Source organism: Saccharopolyspora sp. NPDC002578 (genome assembly GCF_053592695.1).
This window is the reverse complement of sequence record NZ_JBSFWJ010000097.1, coordinates 1-16,230: the sequence shown is the minus strand read 5'-3', so window position 1 is coordinate 16,230 and position 16,230 is coordinate 1. Positions and strand designations below refer to the sequence as shown.

The following is a 16,230-nucleotide window of genomic DNA, read 5'->3' as shown; positions in this document are numbered from 1 at the left end:
TTTTTGTTTTTGGTGTAACTTTTTTTTTTTTCTGGGTGGGGTTTTTTTTTCCCGAGTGGCTCCGCCACGAGGGAAAAAGCTGTCCTCGCGAGAAGACGACTGAGAACCCGCGGGTGGTCGGCTTTTCGACGTGGGCTATGTGCTTCGCACATACAGGCACGGCCTTCGGCCGCAAGGCAGGCTTGCTCCGCAGCCCGACTGCACGGCTTCGCCGCAGGGCACGGCTTCGCTGCTCAACGTAGGGAGTCCGGCCGTGTGGTGTGGTCTTCGGCCGGGCTTGGTGTGAAGGCTGAGCAGGTGCCGGGCGTGGCTCGGTCCGGGGGAGCGGTTCTCCGCGGGCCTGGACGGACCGGGGGTCAGCGGTCTGCGGCGCGTAGGGCGTTGCCGCGTTCCCAGGGGGCGACTCGGCCTCGCGGGTCGGTGAGCTCCGGGAGCGCCGAGCGGGAGGGGGGTTCCTCGTCGGCTGCTTCGCCGGCGGCGGAGGCCGCGGCCTCGTCCGACTCGGCGGCCTCGTCGGGGTCCCAGCCCAGCAGGTCCGTCACGGTCGCGTCCTCGCCCGAGGCCGGCTCGTCCGCCGATGCCGCGCCCGCGGTGGACTCGGTGCCACCGCGGCGGGCCTCCTCGGCCTCACCGGTGCGGCGCGGCTCGCTCAGCGCGCCGAGCGGATCGGAGGCCTGCGCCACCGCCGTCGCCGCGGGCGTGCGCAGCGGCAACGTGGCTCCCCGGACCGGGATCTCCAACCCGGCGGCCATCGCGACCGCCCGGTCCCACTCCGGGTCCCCGCTGTAGTCCGAATGCCCCAGCACACCCGGAACCCAGCGGCGGAACGAGAACGGTCCGCGCTGCGGATCGGGCAACCAGTGATCTCCGCCCAGCACCAGCGCGCCCGTCGGGCCCCGCGTCGCGGGCGGCAGCGGACCGTGCGAACCGTCCGGGCGCAACCCGACGCCGATCAGCATCCCGTCGAAGACCTGCCGGTTCCACGTGGTCACCGCGCCCCCGAGCGGGTCGGTACCGCGGCACAACGACCGCCAGCGCCCGCTGAGCGACCCGGCCAGATCGCGCAGCGACTGGTGCGGCACCACACCGGGGAACGCCCGCGGATACGCCCACTGCAACTGGGAACCCGCGGTGACCAGGCCGACCCGTTCCCGATCGGCCTCCGGCAGCGACTCCAGCAGCCGCGCCGTGGCGACCGCGGCCAGCAGGCTGCCCTGGCTGTGCCCGACCAGCACGACCCGGGTGTCCGGCTCCGCCAAGTGCTCGGCGGCGCGGGCCGCCAGTTCCGGGACGACCTTCAGCGCGTAGCACGGCGGCACCACCGGGTGCGCCTCGCGCGGCCAGAACAACGTGAGGTCGCACAGGATTCCCAGGTAGCGACCGGCGGTGCGTTCCTTCGCGGCCAGCTGCACCATCCGCAGCAGCCCCGCCGCGAGCAGACCCAGGGCCAGCACGCCGAGGGTGCGCAGCCAGTCCGCCCACTCGGTGCGCGGGAAGTTCCACGCCCGCAGGCCCAGCGCCAGCACGGTGCTGGCGGTGAGCACCGCCGCCACCAGCAGCAGCACGTGGTGCGAGTAGCGGCGCTGCACGTCGGCCATCCGCCAGGACCCGGCCGCGTTGCGCTGGTCCTGCTGCCTGCCCGCGTGCAGCAGCGCCACCTGCGCGGGCACGTCGTCGGTGCCGTGGGGGAACCAGCGCCTGATCAGCATCCAGCAGCCCAGACCGGCGCCGCCCACGGCCAACAGCACGGCGGCGCTGCCCCAGAACAACGCCACGTCGTCGTAGGCGGCGGGCAGCCGCAGGAATTCCGGCGCACCCAGCGCCTGGCGCAGGGTCAGCGCGAGGCCCGCGCCGAACCCGGCGCCCAGCATGCACGCCAGCATCAGCACCGGAGCCGCCATCCAGCCGCCCGCCCACGGGCGCAGATCGCGGGGCACCGAGGACCAGCCTGGCCGCGCCAGCAGCGCCGCGGGCACCAGCAGCACCGCCACGCCCACGCAGGTCAGCAGCAGGCCGACGGTGATCACGTCCACGGTCGCGCCGGAACCTGGCAGCGGAGCGTTCAGCGGCCCCGGCAGGATCGCCACCGAGAACAGCAGCACTCCCGCGGCGGCCACGACGATCCGGCGAGCGGCGCGGCTCAGCAGGCCGCGCACCACCGCGGCGACCGGGCCCGAACCCATGCCGCTCGGGTCGTCGAGCAGCAGGGTGCCGCCGAGGGAGACCACCAGCAGCAATTCGGCCAGCAGCCAGCGCGGATCGGCGCTCGGCGTCAGCGGTCCGCCCAGCGCCAGCACCGAGATCACCGACAGCGCCCCGACGACGTGCAGCGCGCGCAGCGCGGGGGTGTCCGGGTCGGCGACGACGTTGGCGCCCGGCAGCACCGCGGCCCGCGCCGAGTGCCGGGAGTTGTCGCCGCGGCCCCCGAGCGGCTTCCACGCCCCGGAGACCTTCCAGGACACGCTGGAGAGCCGGTGCATCAGCAGGACGATCAGCCCGAGCAGCAGCGCAGCGGGCACCGCGCGCACCGCGGGAACGGCGCGCAGCGACTCCGGCACGTAGGTCAGGCATTGCGCTCCGGGGCGCAGGCACTGCGCAGCGAGCAGGTCCAGCAGCACCACCGCGAGCTGCGCGACGAACAGCATCGTCAGCAGCAGCGCGCTCACCCGCAGCAGCGCCCGCAGCACGTGCGAGAGCGCGCCGCCGACGGCGCTCCCGGGCTTGGGCGGGGGCAGCATCCAGTGCGCGACGTTGCTCAGCGCGAACGGGAACATCAGCGCCCAGCTGGCCTTCGCCCAGCCGCCGGAGGTCATCCCGCCCCAGACGTAGCCCTCGACGATCCGGGGCACCGTGCGGTCGCCGGCGGTGAGCATCGGACCGGGCACCGGGCGGCGCAGCCGGTCCGCGGGCCGGACGATGCGCCCCACCCCGTCACCCGCGACGTCGACCGAGGCCACCGAGTCGGTCAGCGCATCCCCGGTGGTCCCGAGGATGCCGTGCACCCGCAGCTCGACCACGCGGGTGTCGGGCCCCGGTATCTGCACTTGTGCCTCCTGGCCATCGGGTCGGTGATGATCACTTGGCAGTGATTGTCCACCGCAGATCGACTCGTGGCGAGCCCTCCGACACCCGATTGTGACGGCCCTCGCCCCCGCCTGTCCCGGGTTCGCCGGGACTGGCGCGGAGATCCAGGTCAGGGGCGTGCACCGCGCTGCGCGCGCGTCCGGACGGGGGCACCGTCCGGGTGATGCCAGGCGTGTCGCGGCGCGAACGCGCACGGCGGCCCCGTTCGCCTATCCCCAGAAGGCGAACGAGGCCGCCGGTCCGAGGAACCGTCCCCTCCGCGGTTCCTCGGGCCCGGTCCTGCACCCCCTTCGTGCAGGACCGGGCGCCGTTCCCGCACGTTCGTTCAGTTCTGCCCGTTGAAGCCGTTGATGTCCCGCGCCTGTCCCACCTGCAGCACGGAACCGCTGCTGGAGCCGGAGAAATCGTTGTGCACCGTGTTGTTCACCGTGTTGGTGACCGACGACTGGGCTGGCGGTTCCGGTGCTTTCTGCTGGTCCTTCTGGAGCTGCGCGGCGTCGACCGGGGCGGCGTCGACCCCGTCGAGCCGGTCGGGGTTGATCGAGGCGGTGGGGGTGTAGAGGTAGCCGACGTCTTCGTAGCTCTTGACCTTGACGGCGCGTTCGGCGAAGCGGGCGGGGCGGAGTTTGACGTAGGCGCCGCGGATGACGTCGGTGAAGACGCGTTCGGAGAGGATCGCGGCGAGGAAGGTGGAGTCCGGGTCGGACTCGTCGAGGATCTTGCGGACGGGCGCGGAGTCGAGCAGGCGGTGGGTTTCGTTCATCGCGGTGGACAGTCCGCTGTCGGGGATGGGGCCGAGGTGGATGCTGGCGCGCAGCCGCAGGCGCAGGTCGCGGTCGCGGCGGCGCACTTCCTCGTCGTGTTCTTGGAGGACTTCGTCGAGTTCGGTGAGGAACGGGTCGACGAGGAAGGGCACGTCGGTGGCGTCGACGCCGAAGTAGTAGCCGTCGCCGGTGGACGTGCCGAACACCCGCTGGTCCCACAGCCGGGACAGTTCGCAGCTTGCCAGGGCTTTTTCCAGCAGTGCGGGGATGTCCTGGCTGAGCTGTTCCTGGTGCGCGCTGGGGCTGTTGCTGAAGTCCTTGGTGTCCACGGCGAACACCGCGCGGTACGGCGGCAGCTGCTTGGTGCGTCGCACTGTGGAGCTGGTACCGGTCGACATGACGTGTCCTTCCTGCCTCGGCCGGGCGCCGCGCCGGATCGGCGCCGCTCGGCTCGTCGAGATCCAGCATCGAACGGATCAGCTGGGGGAGGTGTCCGATTTCGGACACCCTCGATTATGAAGTGGATCACATGTGTTCAGGTGGGTTGATCTCGGCCCGCAACGCGTCGATCTTCAGCACCTGCACGCCGTGCGACTCGGTGCGCAACAACCCCAGGGCGCGGAAATCGGACAGGCTCGCCGCCACCGACGTCCGCGACATCCCCAGCAGATCCGCCAGTTCGCGCTGGGACAGCTGCACGAACCGGTCCACCTCGTCGGCCGCCGCCAGCCGGCACAGCAGCCACGCGACCTTCGACTTCACCGACAACCCGGCCAGCTCGGCGACCATGCTGCTGTTGGACCGCAACTTCGCGCTCACGTAGCGGGTGAGCTGCCGATCGAGCCTGCGACGGCGGATGAACGCGGCGAACTCGGTGCCGCGCAGCAGCCGCGCCGAGCACTTCGACAAGGCGTAGGCGCTGGCCGATCGGGGCTGCTGGTCCAGATCCGCCTGCTCGCCGATCACGTCCCCCGCCCAGCGCACCGCGAGCAGCGCGCGTCCCTGATCGAGCCGCGCGCCGACGATCTGGCAGGCCCCGGACAGCAGCACGAGCACGTGATCGCCGTCGTCGCCTTCCTCCAGCAGCGCGCCGCCGGGTTCGAAATCGACCCGAGCGCCGACGCGCAGCAGGTCATGCCACTCGTCCGCCGAGAGGTGATCGCGGAAGGTGCGGTAACCGCCGTCCGGCAGGGGGAGCGCCACGGGAGTCGAGTTTTGCGGCATCGCACGCGGATGTGAACCGTTTTCGCGCCACGTCAACCCTATCGGCGGTCTGCGCGCGGTCGCTGCGTATCGTCCTCGGCGTGGGGCGGCTGATCGTGATCGAAGGACTGGACGGCGCGGGCAAGCGCACGCTCGCCGCCGGGCTCACCGAGCGGATCCGCCAGGGCGGCGGCACCGTCGCGCACGCCGCGTTCCCGCGCTACTCCGCGGACGTGCACGCGGAACTCGTCGCCGAAGCGCTGCACGGCGGCCACGGCGACCTCGGCGAATCCGTGCACGGCATGGCCGTGCTCTACGCGCTGGACCGGCGCGACGCGGCCGAGGCGCTGCGCGCGGACCTCGCCGCGCACGACGTGGTGCTGCTGGACCGCTACGTCGCCTCCAACGCCGCCTACGGCGCCGCCCGGCTGCACCAGGGCGCCGACGGGGAGTTCGTGCGGTGGGTGCGGGAACTCGAGATCGAGCGGTTCGCCGTGCCGCGGCCCGACCTGCAGCTGCTGCTGCGGGTCCCGGCCGACGTGGCGGCCTCCCGCGCCGAGCACCGGGAGCGCACCGAGACCCGGCGCCGCGACAACTTCGAATCCGACTCCTCGCTGCAGCAGCGCTGCGGCGCGGTGTACGAGGGGCTCGCCGAGATCGGCTGGTGGTCGCCGTGGCGGGTGATCGACGGCGCCGAACGCCCCGACTACGCCGAGCTGGCCGCCGAGATCACCGGCTGACGCGCCCGGAAACCCGCGGTGATCGCGGGCGGTGCGCGCACCGCGGCCGGTTCGCACCTTGAGTACCCCGTTCGGCGGTACAAGTCCCTCCGCGTTCAGTGCAGGCATGACGACCTGCGGTGACGATCGGCGGGTGCTGTCCGGCCCAGGAGTGAGAAGTGCAACCATGTGGGGCATGAAGGCGCGCGTGCTCGTGGTGGACGACGATCCGGCCCTGGCCGAAATGCTGACCATCGTCCTGCGGGGCGAGGGGTTCGAAACCGCTGTGGTCAGCGACGGAACCAAGGCGATGCCCGCACTGCGCGAACTGAAACCCGACGTGGTGCTGCTCGACCTCATGCTGCCCGGCATGAACGGCATCGACGTGTGCAAGGCGATCCGCACCGAGTCCGTGGTGCCGATCGTGATGCTCACCGCCAAGAGCGACACCGTCGACGTGGTGCTCGGACTCGAATCCGGCGCCGACGACTACGTCGTCAAACCCTTCAAGCCGAAGGAACTCGTCGCCCGGCTGCGCGCTCGGCTGCGCCGCACCGACGCCGAACCCGCCGAGGTGCTCGCCATCGGCGACCTCAGCATCGACGTCCCCGGCCACGAGGTCACCCGCGAGGGCGTGCCGATAGCGCTCACCCCGCTGGAGTTCGACCTGCTGGTCGCGCTGGCCCGCAAGCCGCGCCAGGTGTTCACCCGCGAAGTCCTGCTGGAACAGGTCTGGGGCTACCGGCACGCCGCCGACACCCGGCTCGTCAACGTCCACGTGCAGCGGCTGCGGTCCAAGGTGGAGCGCGACCCGGAACGCCCCGAGGTGGTGCTGACGGTCCGCGGTGTCGGGTACAAGGCGGGCCCGCCGTGACCCCTCGGCTCAGGTCGCGTTGAGCGGGTGGGCGAGCCGGGGCGAGGTGCTGCGCCGGTGGGGCACGCGTGCCCGCGATGAGCTGCGGGAACGCTGGCAGCGCTTCGAACGCGTGTGGCGGCGCTCCATGCAGTTGCGCGTCGTGGTCAGCACGCTCGCGCTGTCCTCGGTGGTCATCTGCGTGCTGGGGATGGTGCTGCAGACGCAGATCACCTACCAGCTGATGACGGCGAAGGAACGCGCCGCGATCGGCCAGGTGCAGTCGAGCCTGCCCGTGCTGGAGCGGGAACTGACCGCCGTCGACCCGAACTCCGACGACGTCTCCCAGCAGCTCGAACAGGCGCTCAACCGCCTCACCACGCCCAATTCGAACGATTCCGCGCAGCAACCGGCCGCGGGCGCCTTCGAACCCGTGCTGGTCGACGGCGCGGGTGCCGGATCCGAGCCGCACCCCTTCGCCGGTCCGCTGCGCGACGTGCCGGGCGGGCTGCGCAGGTTCGTCGAACAGGGCCAGCTGGCGAAGCAGATCACCACGGTGCCGCGCGGGAACGAGCCGGTCACGATGCTGGTCGTCGGCACCCCGGTCGACAGCTCCACCCGCTCACTGCAGGCGTACCTGCTGTTCCCGCTGACCTCGGAGAAGAGCACGCTCGGCTTCGTTCAGAGCACCCTGCTGGTCGGCGGGCTGGTCCTGGTGGTCCTGCTCGGCGCCATCACGAACCTCGTCACCCGCCAAGTGGTGCGGCCGGTGCGGCAGGCGGCCCAGAACGCCGCGCGCCTCGCCGACGGCGACCTGGACCAGCGGATGCGGGTCATCGGCGAGGACGACGTGGCCCGGCTCGCCGAGTCGTTCAACGAGATGGCCGACAGCCTCAAGCAGCAGATCAAGCAGCTGGAGGAGTTCGGCCAGCTGCAACGCCGCTTCACCTCCGACGTCTCGCACGAACTGCGCACCCCGCTGACCACGGTCCGGATGGCCGCCGACGTGCTGCACGCCTCCCGCGAGCAGTTCCCGCCCGGATTGGCCCGCTCCACGGAGCTGCTCGTCGACGAGCTGGACCGGTTCGAGGCGCTGCTCGCGGACCTGCTGGAGATCTCCCGGCTCGACGCGGGCGTCGCCGAACTCGCCGCCGAACCGCTGGACCTGCCCGCGATCGTGCAGCGCGCCGTCGACTCGGTGCGCGGCATCGCCGAGACCAGCAAGGTCCCGCTGCGCGTCGAGGTGGCGGGCGACGACCTCGACCTGGTCGGCGACGCCCGCCGCGTCGAACGCATCGTGCGCAACCTGATCGCCAACGCCATCGACCACGCCGAAGGCGGGCCGGTGGAGATCCGGTTCGGCGCCGACGACCGCGCCGTCGCCGTCAGCGTCCGCGACTACGGCGTCGGACTCCGCCCCGGCGAAGCGGAACTGGTGTTCACCCGGTTCTGGCGCGCCGACCCGTCCCGCAACCGCCGCACCGGCGGCACCGGACTCGGCCTGTCCATCAGCTCCGAGGACGCGCGGCTGCACGGCGGGCTGCTCGACGCGTGGGGCGAACCGGGCTCGGGATCGTGCTTCCGGCTGACGTTGCCGCGCACGCCGGGGCAGGACTTCACCGACAGCCCGCTGGCGCTGCCCGTCGGACGCCGCATCGCCGCCCCTGGGGCGCTGCTGGCCCGCACCCTCGACGCGCAGTCCGACGGCGAGCAGGAGGGGGAGAGCGCGGTCCGGGACACCGGTCCCGCACGGCTCTCCGAACCGTCCCCGCACGACTCCGCCGACCAGGAGCGCGCGGAGCACCCGCCGAGCGAGGACCAGGCGAGGGTCGATCAGGCGAAGGCCGACCACGCCAGGAGCGGTCGCGCCGCGCCCGTCGAACGAGGCTGGGAGGACCTGCGATGACCCGTCGACGGCTGGCCGTGCTGGTGTTGGCCCTGCTCCCGCTGAGCGCCTGCGCCTCCATCCCCGAGCGGTCCGATCCGATGGCGGTGCAGCCCGTCGTTGAGGGCAACGCGCCCGGAGCCACGACGCCGGAACCGCCGCGCGGCGTGAACTCCTTCGACCTCGTGCGCAGCTTCGCCGACACCGGTTCCACCCCGGAGAGCGGTTTCGCGGCGGCCAAGGAGTACCTGACCGACGAGGCCCAACGGCGCTGGGAACCGGAAAACTCGGTGCTCATCGTCGACAACATCGACACCATCCCGGTGCCGCCGCCGCCGAACCTGCCGGAGAACGTGCAGCTCGTGAGCCTGCAGGCGGACCGGGTCGGGAGGCTGCGGCCGGACGCCTCGTTCGTCCCCGAGGTCGGCCCGTACGAGGTGCAGGTCCGGGTCGAGCGCAACCGGGAAGGGCAGTGGCGGATCGCCTCGCCACCGAAGGACATGGTGATCAGCAGGGCCTCCTTCAAGGACGGCTTCATGGCGGTGCCGATCTACTTCGCGGACCACGACGGCGGCGGCGTGGTGCCCGACCTGCGCTGGGTCGGGTCCCAGCCCGAGGTCACGCTGCCGCAGCGCGTGATCGAACTGCTCATCGCCGGTCCTTCGGAGGGCTTCAAGGACGCGATGGCGAGCCAGCTCCCGCGGGGCGCCAGCACGAAGACCAACGTCAGCGAGGACGACGACGGCGCGCTGGTGGTCAACCTCAGCGGCCTCGGCGAACCCGACATGGAGTCGCGGCAGATGCTCGCCGCACAGGTCGTGCTGTCGCTGCAGAACGTCAGCAAGGCCCGGGTGCGGCTGCAGGAAGAAGGTGTCGCGCTGCTGCCCGGCAAGCGGGACCTGCAACCGGCGGACGTCGAGTCCTTCGAGAGCGACAACGCGGTGAGCCCCGGCCTGCCCGGTCTCGCCGTGATCGGGGAACGGCTGCACGTGCTCGACGAGAACGTCCGCCCCATCCCCGGGCCCGCCGGGTCCGGCGCGCTGGAAGTGGTGCAGGCCGCCCAGTCCGGCGACGGTTCGCGGCTCGCCGCCGTGGCCCGCAAACCCTCCGGGATGGTGGGGCTGCGGGTCGGCCCGTACGGCGAGGACATGCCCGAGCTGCCGCCCACCGGCAGCTTCATGAGCAGGCCCACCTGGCGGGGCGACTCCGAGGTGTGGGCGGTCGTCAACGGCCACGAGGTGTTCCGCGCGGTCGACGAAGGCGAGTCGTGGGGCGTCCGGCCGGTCGACGTGGCCGAGTTCTCCGGCGGCAGGCAGCTCACCCAGCTGCGCCTGTCGCACGACGGGACCCGCGCGGCGGGCGTGGTCGACGGGCGCATCGTCGTCGGGGCGGTCGTGGACGAGGACGGGCGCGTCGCGCTGCGGCACCCGGTGACGCTGGGCGCGGACCGGGACTTCCGCGTGACGGGCGTGGACTGGCTCACCGACAAGTCCCTGGTGGCGGCCACCGACGGTTCCTCGCCGGTCATGGAGGTCACCGTGGACGGCTTCGACTGGACCGAGTACGCCTCGGCGAACCTGACGCAACCGATCAACGCCGTGACCGTCGGGCCGGGCAAGCGCGTCGTGGTGGCCGATCAGCGCTGGCTCTGGGAGGCGACCGCGTCGAACGCGGTGTGGAGCGTGCTGCCGGGCGAGATCGAGGGGAACTCGCTCCCGTTCTTCCCCGGCTGATCCGGGTTCGCCGCGGGCGGTCCGACTCGCCCCGGTGAGTCGGACGGCGACTTCGCGCACCCTGCACGGCATGAGCGGATCTCGGTGGCACCGAACCGGTACCGGGCTCGCCGCCGCCGCGTCCGGGCTGCTCGACCTGGTGCTGCCGCTGCGCTGCGCGGGCTGCGCCCGGCCCGGAACCGGGTGGTGCGCCGAGTGCGCCCGGGAACTCGGCGGGCTGCGCAAGGTGGTCCGCGAGCTGCCGGCGCCGCCGGATTCCACCGCCGCGCCGCCCGTGTTCGCCCTGGGCCGGTACCGCGGCGCGCCGCGGCGAGCGGTCGTCTCCTACAAGGCCGCGGGCCGCCGCGACCTCGCCGATCCGTTCGGCACCGCGATCGCCGACGGCCTGGAGGGGCTCCTCCGGTGGGAGCCGGATTCCGCCGGAAGTGGGTCGTTCGCGTCGATGACCGGGCCGGACCTCGCGGCGGCAGGGACGTGGCACTTGGTGCCCGCTCCGTCGAGGGCGATCACCTCGCGGCGGCGCGGTGGGGCGCACATGACGCGGGTGGCGCTCCGGTCGGCGGCGGTGCTCGCGGAACGCGGCCGAGCCGCCGAGGTCGCCGACTGCCTGGTGGCCGCACCCGGCGCGCGCGACTCGGTGGGGCTCGCCCCGGCGGAGCGGCTGCGCAACCTGGCCGGGAGGGTGGCGGTGCTGCCGCGGCGGGCGCCGCCCGCAGGTGAGCCGGTGCTGCTGATCGACGACGTGCTCACCACCGGCGCCACCGCCATGAGCGCGGTGCACGCCCTGGCGCGGCACGGCGTGCCGGTCACCGCGGTCCTGGTGCTGACCGCGACCTCGGGTTAACACGATCGTGTGTTGTCCGGCGGCCCGACATCCGAGGAACTTCCGGGCGCCCCTCGTTCGTTCAGCGGGTATGAGCAGTCGACGGCACTCGTGCCCGGGCGCTCCGACCTGCGGGGGAGCTCCGGGGACCTGCGGCGGGACCCAGGTCGCGCAGTGGCGTTCGGTGACCGCAACTCGATCACTTCCAGCCCGAAAGAGTGAGACGAGTGGTGTGGGACACGCCGTGGAAACGCCCGCCGCGAGCCTCGCGCGTCGCCCGCTCAGCCCTGCACATCACGCTCAGTGGTGGCTTGACGTCGCCCGTCTCGGGGGCTGTTTCCCGTTGGCGAAGTTAGCTAACGTGCCTGCATTCAGTCGTACCCGGGCTTTGGGAAGGAGTGAGGAACCCATGTCCCTGGCGCCGGAAGCGAACTGAGATCGATCGCGGTTCCGGTGCCGCCGTGCGGACACGTCCACGGGATGTACGCAAGGAACGGAGGTCGTGAATGGACATCGTCGTCAAGGGTCGCAACGTTGAGGTTCCCGAGCACTACCGGGAGCACATCGCCGACAAGCTGACCCGGCTGGAGCGCTACGACAGAAAGACCATTCGGGCGGACGTGGAGCTGTTCCACGAACGCAATCCGCGACAGGCGAAGAGCTGCCAACGCGTGGAGATCACCCTGAAGAGCCGAGGGCCCGCCGTCCGAGCGGAAGCCGCCGCAGGGGACTTCTACGCCGCGCTCGACTCGGCGACGAGCAAGTTGGAGAACCGCCTCCGCCGCATGCACGACCGCAGAAAAGTGCACTACGGGCGGCACAAGTCCACCTCCGTCGCGGAAGCGACCTCGGCGAACACCACGCAGACCGTCGCGGCAGGCGGTACCACCGCGGTCGGGCTCCTCGAAGCCCCCGCCGAGGAAGTGGCCGACGACGCCGACATGACCATCGCCGAGACCGCGATGCCCGGCACGGACCGGGAGGTCCCGATGCCCCGCGGCAGCGCGGACGGGGACGGCTACGAACCCGGTCGGATCGTCCGCGAGAAGGAGCACACCGCCACGCCCATGACCGTCGACCAAGCCCTCTACGAGATGGAACTGGTCGGCCACGACTTCTACCTGTTCTCCGACGCGGACACCGGAAGCGCGAGCGTGGTGTACCGGCGCAGAGGATTCGACTACGGGGTGATCCGGCTGGCCGCCTGACCGGACGATCAGCGGGCGTCCGGCGAGTCTGCGCCAGCGCCCGACCCCACCGACCGTCCCCCGCGTACCGTGTGCGCGGGGGACGGTCGCCGTCCGGGGCCCGGTGCCGACCGACGCTCCGCCGGAACCGCCACCCAGGCAACCCGGCTCTAATACGATGACCACAAGGCGTCCGTGACGGGCGCATCACGATCAGCTAGTGAGGTCGACCGGATGGTCCTGTCCCGACTGCTCCGCGCCGGCGAGGGCAAGACGCTCAAGCGCCTGCGCGCCATCGCGGCGCACATCAACGAGCTCGAAGCCGAAGCGGTCGCGCTCTCCGACGCCGAACTGCGGGCCAAGACCGACGAGTTCAAGCGCCGCCACAGCGACGGCGAATCGCTGGACGAACTGCTGCCGGAGGCGTTCTCCGTCGCCCGCGAGGGCGCGCACCGCACGCTCGGGCAGCGGCACTACGACGTGCAGCTCATGGGTGGTGCGGCACTGCACCTCGGCCAGATCGCCGAAATGCGCACCGGTGAGGGCAAGACCCTGACCTGCGTGCTGCCCGCGTACCTCAACGCCATCGCCGGCAAGGGCGTTCACGTGGTCACGGTCAACGACTACCTGGCCAAGCGCGACTCCGACTGGATGGGCCGGGTGCACCGCTTCCTGGGCCTGGAGGTCGGCGCGATCACCGCCGACATGACCCCCGAGCAGCGCCGCGGCGCCTACGAAGCCGACATCACCTACGGCACGAACAACGAGTTCGGCTTCGACTACCTGCGCGACAACATGGCGTGGAGCCTGGCCGACTGCGTGCAGCGCGGGCACTTCTTCTCCATCGTCGACGAGGTCGACTCGATCCTGATCGACGAAGCCCGCACCCCGCTGATCATCTCCGGTCCGGCCGACCAGTCCTCGCGCTGGTACCAGGAGTTCGCCCGGCTCGCGCCGATGCTGCGCAAGGACGCCCACTACGAGGTCGACGAGCGCAAGCGCACCGTCGGCGTCACCGAGGACGGCGTCACGATCATCGAGGACCAGCTGGGCATCGAGAACCTCTACGAGGCCGCGAACACCCCGCTGGTCGGCTACCTCAACAACGCGCTCAAGGCCAAGGAGCTCTACAAGCGCGACAAGGACTACATCGTCCGCGACGGTGAGGTCACCATCGTCGACGAGTTCACCGGCCGAATCCTGCACGGCCGCCGCTACAACGAGGGCATGCACCAGGCGATCGAGGCCAAGGAAGGCGTCGAGATCAAGGCCGAGAACCAGACGCTGGCCACGATCACGCTGCAGAACTACTTCCGCCTCTACGAGAAGCTCGCCGGTATGACCGGTACGGCCCAGACCGAGGCCGCCGAGTTCCAGGGCACCTACAAGCTCGGCGTCGTCAGCATCCCGACGAACGAGCCGATGGCCCGCAAGGACCAGCCCGACCTGGTCTACAAGAGCGAGGCCGCGAAGTTCGAGGCCGTCGCCGAGGACATCGAGGAGAAGCACCGCTCCGGTCAGCCGGTGCTGGTCGGCACGACCAGCGTGGAGCGCTCCGAGTACCTGGCGAAGCTGCTGACGAAGAAGGGCGTGCCGCACAGCGTCCTCAACGCCAAGCACCACGAATCGGAAGCCGGGATCATCGCCGAGGCCGGGCGCAAGGGCTCCGTCACGGTCGCCACGAACATGGCCGGTCGCGGTACCGACATCGTGCTCGGCGGCAACGTCGACCACATCGCCGACGCCGAGCTGCGGCGCCGCGGCCTGGACCCGGTGCAGCACCGCGAGCAGTACGAGGCGGAGTGGCCGGGCGTCGTCGACAAGGTCAAGACCCAGGTCAAGGCGGAGGCCGAGAGCGTTCGCGAGGCCGGCGGCCTGTACGTGCTCGGCACCGAGCGGCACGAGTCGCGGCGCATCGACAACCAGCTGCGCGGCCGGTCCGGGCGGCAGGGCGACCCCGGTGAGTCCCGCTTCTACCTGTCGCTGGGCGACGAGCTGATGCGCCGGTTCAACGCCGCCATGGTCGAGACCGTCATGACGCGGCTGAAGGTGCCCGACGACGTGCCGATCGAGAACGGCATGGTCACCAAGGCGATCCGCAGCGCTCAGACCCAGGTCGAGCAGCAGAACATGGAGATCCGCAAGAACGTCCTCAAGTACGACGAGGTCATGAACCAGCAGCGTTCGGTGATCTACACCGAGCGCCGCCGGGTCCTGGAAGGTGAGGACCTGCGCGAGCAGGTCCGGCACATGATCAAGGACGTGACCGCCGCGTACGTCAACGGCGCCACCTCCGAGGGCTACGCCGAGGACTGGGACTTCGAGAAGCTCTGGACGGCCCTGAAGGGCCTCTACCCGGTTCAGCTGGACTGGGAGGAGCTGGTCGAGGACGAGGACGACGTGAGCAAGGAGAGCCTCCAGGAGGCCGTGCTCAACGACGGCTGGGACGCCTACGACCGGCGCGAGGCCGAGGTCGACGGCAAGGTCGGCACGGGCGCCATGCGGGAGCTGGAGCGCCGGGTGGTGCTCAGCGTGCTCGACCGCAAGTGGCGCGAGCACCTCTACGAGATGGACTACCTGAAGGAAGGCATCGGCCTGCGTGCGATGGCGCAGCGCGACCCGCTGGTGGAGTACCGGCGGGAAGGCTTCGACATGTTCCACGCGATGCTCGAGGCGTTGAAGGAAGAGTCGATCAGCTTCCTGTTCAACGTCCAGGTGGAGGCGGCCGAGCCGGAGCCCGCTCCGGAGCAGCCGTCGGTGCCGGTGTCGGTGAGCCGTTCCGACGGTTCGGACTTCCCGACGGACGTGCAGCCCGCCGTGCCGCGTTCGGCCGCCCAGCAGCGCCAGCAGGCCGGCGCGGGCGGGCAGGCGGCCTCGGGTGCGGAGGCGCAGCCCCGTTCCAAGCGTTCCCGCTCCGCAGGCCCGGCGATGAGCCAGCTCGGCGGCGGCACGGTCGGTGGTGACGGCGCTCCGCCGGCGTTCGGCGGTCAGGGACTCACCCCGCCGCAGCGCCCGCGGCTGAACTACTCCGGTCCGGCCGAGTCCGGTGAGGTGCAGACCAGCACCGAGGACAACGGTGGCGACGACAACGGCGGCACCCGGCGGCAGCGCCGTGCCGCTGCGCGGGAAGAGGCCAAGAAGCACAAGCGGCACTGAGGCCCCGCCCGCCGCGTTCCCCCATCGCCCCGCACTCCACGAGGAGTGCGGGGCGATGTCGTGTTCGAGCGCCGGACGGTTCAGACGACGGACAGGAAGGTGCACGACCAGCCTCCGTCACTGCGTTCCCAGCGCAGCACGAGCGCGCGAGTGCGGATTCGGGAGGCGATGACCGCGCATCCCTCGACCAGGTCCGGGCTGATCGCGCACGCGTGCATCGACAGCAGCCGTTGCTGCGGTTCGTGCAGCAGCCGCCGCACGGAGCCGGACTTGAGCAGGCCGTGCACGCTCGGCGACACCCGGGATTTGATCTGGCTCAGCGGGCGGCGTCCGAGCAGGACGTCGATGACGGGTGCGCCGAGCACCCCGGCCAGCGCGCCCGAGGTGCGGTCCGCCGGGGCGGCGGAGGAGTTCGCGAGTTCGGTGCGCGAGCTCGGGGCGATCGCCCGGCCGTCCGGCACGAGGTAGGGATCGGTGGCGGCGGGCAGCAGGATCGGGTGCGGGGCGGCCGGAGCGGTCATGACTCCTCCTGAACGGGGCGCTGCGGATCGACCGGGTCGGCCGGTCTCGTAAGAAGGAGGGCTCCGAACCCCGGATGCGGTCACTTCGCGCGCAGATCGCCCCGAAGGTGTGAGCGCCGCCAAAACGGGAGACACCCGCCGTTCACCCGCCGTGACCTGCGATTTCGCTATTGGAGGGGGGTGGTGTTCAAGGGGCTGTGGAGGTCCTGTAGATTTCTTTCTGCCAGCACGGAACGGGCCGAAAACGAATCGGACCGGGTGCGGCGGGGGTCTGACTGAGCTTCCAGGTAGTACTGGTAGTG

11 protein-coding genes are annotated in these 16,230 nt (G+C 71.3%); 7 read left to right on the top strand and 4 right to left on the bottom strand.

What is annotated here, in order from left to right; translation table 11 throughout:
• Window positions 1-356: 356 nt before the first annotated feature.
• The 3 genes from ACWD38_RS27870 to ACWD38_RS27860 form a co-directional block, all read right to left on the bottom strand.
• The gene (locus tag ACWD38_RS27870) at window positions 357-3,044 is read right to left on the bottom strand and encodes a hypothetical protein (RefSeq protein ID WP_184482299.1); all 2,688 of its coding nucleotides are present in this window, start codon (window positions 3,042-3,044) and stop codon (window positions 357-359) included.
• A 365-nt stretch (window positions 3,045-3,409) separates the two neighbouring features.
• Window positions 3,410-4,246: a hypothetical protein gene (locus tag ACWD38_RS27865; RefSeq protein ID WP_450125246.1), complete on the bottom strand. Its 837-nt coding sequence runs from the start codon at window positions 4,244-4,246 to the stop codon at window positions 3,410-3,412.
• A gap of 127 nt (window positions 4,247-4,373) precedes the next feature.
• Complete coding sequence (locus tag ACWD38_RS27860; RefSeq protein ID WP_184482295.1) at window positions 4,374-5,051, bottom strand: helix-turn-helix domain-containing protein; 678 nt, start codon at window positions 5,049-5,051, stop codon at window positions 4,374-4,376.
• A gap of 101 nt (window positions 5,052-5,152) precedes the next feature.
• Between ACWD38_RS27860 and ACWD38_RS27855 the strand changes: the two genes are divergently transcribed.
• From ACWD38_RS27855 to secA, 7 genes are all read left to right on the top strand, one after another.
• Window positions 5,153-5,791 (top strand): dTMP kinase, encoded by a 639-nt coding sequence (locus ACWD38_RS27855; RefSeq protein WP_184482293.1) that lies wholly within the window; start codon window positions 5,153-5,155, stop codon window positions 5,789-5,791.
• Between the two features lie 175 nt (window positions 5,792-5,966).
• On the top strand, window positions 5,967-6,644 hold the full coding sequence (gene mtrA / locus ACWD38_RS27850; protein ID WP_221315928.1) for an MtrAB system response regulator MtrA: 678 nt from the start codon (window positions 5,967-5,969) through the stop codon (window positions 6,642-6,644).
• A 19-nt stretch (window positions 6,645-6,663) separates the two neighbouring features.
• Window positions 6,664-8,529, top strand: a complete 1,866-nt coding sequence (mtrB, locus tag ACWD38_RS27845) for an MtrAB system histidine kinase MtrB (protein ID WP_425503575.1) — start codon at window positions 6,664-6,666, stop codon at window positions 8,527-8,529.
• Window positions 8,526-10,241, top strand: a complete 1,716-nt coding sequence (locus ACWD38_RS27840) for an LpqB family beta-propeller domain-containing protein (protein ID WP_184482289.1) — start codon at window positions 8,526-8,528, stop codon at window positions 10,239-10,241. Before mtrB ends, ACWD38_RS27840 begins: the two co-directional genes overlap by 4 nt.
• A 70-nt stretch (window positions 10,242-10,311) precedes the next feature.
• Window positions 10,312-11,085 carry a ComF family protein gene (locus tag ACWD38_RS27835; RefSeq protein WP_184482287.1) on the top strand — a complete coding sequence of 258 codons (774 nt, stop codon included), beginning with the start codon at window positions 10,312-10,314 and terminating at the stop codon, window positions 11,083-11,085.
• A 485-nt stretch (window positions 11,086-11,570) separates the two neighbouring features.
• Window positions 11,571-12,272 (top strand): ribosome hibernation-promoting factor, HPF/YfiA family, encoded by a 702-nt coding sequence (gene hpf / locus ACWD38_RS27830; RefSeq protein ID WP_184482285.1) that lies wholly within the window; start codon window positions 11,571-11,573, stop codon window positions 12,270-12,272.
• 213 nt (window positions 12,273-12,485) lie between these two features.
• On the top strand, window positions 12,486-15,407 hold the full coding sequence (gene secA / locus ACWD38_RS27825; RefSeq protein WP_184482283.1) for a preprotein translocase subunit SecA: 2,922 nt from the start codon (window positions 12,486-12,488) through the stop codon (window positions 15,405-15,407).
• Window positions 15,408-15,487: 80 nt separating this feature from the next.
• Here secA and ACWD38_RS27820 read toward each other — a convergent pair whose 3' ends face one another.
• On the bottom strand, window positions 15,488-15,928 hold the full coding sequence (locus tag ACWD38_RS27820; RefSeq protein ID WP_450125245.1) for an Rv3235 family protein: 441 nt from the start codon (window positions 15,926-15,928) through the stop codon (window positions 15,488-15,490).
• Between the last annotated feature and the right edge of the window lie 302 nt (window positions 15,929-16,230).

What these genes read in the sequence shown, in the direction of transcription:
- ACWD38_RS27840 (WP_184482289.1), top strand. Translation starts at nt 8,526, where the DNA reads ATGACCCGTCGACGGCTGGCCGTGCTGGTGTTGGCCCTGCTCCCGCTG.
- ACWD38_RS27820 (WP_450125245.1), bottom strand. Translation starts at nt 15,928, where the DNA reads ATGACCGCTCCGGCCGCCCCGCACCCGATCCTGCTGCCCGCCGCCACC.
- ACWD38_RS27865 (WP_450125246.1), bottom strand. Translation starts at nt 4,246, where the DNA reads ATGTCGACCGGTACCAGCTCCACAGTGCGACGCACCAAGCAGCTGCCG.
- secA (WP_184482283.1), top strand. Translation starts at nt 12,486, where the DNA reads ATGGTCCTGTCCCGACTGCTCCGCGCCGGCGAGGGCAAGACGCTCAAG.
- mtrA (WP_221315928.1), top strand. Translation starts at nt 5,967, where the DNA reads ATGAAGGCGCGCGTGCTCGTGGTGGACGACGATCCGGCCCTGGCCGAA.
- ACWD38_RS27835 (WP_184482287.1), top strand. Translation starts at nt 10,312, where the DNA reads ATGAGCGGATCTCGGTGGCACCGAACCGGTACCGGGCTCGCCGCCGCC.
- hpf (WP_184482285.1), top strand. Translation starts at nt 11,571, where the DNA reads ATGGACATCGTCGTCAAGGGTCGCAACGTTGAGGTTCCCGAGCACTAC.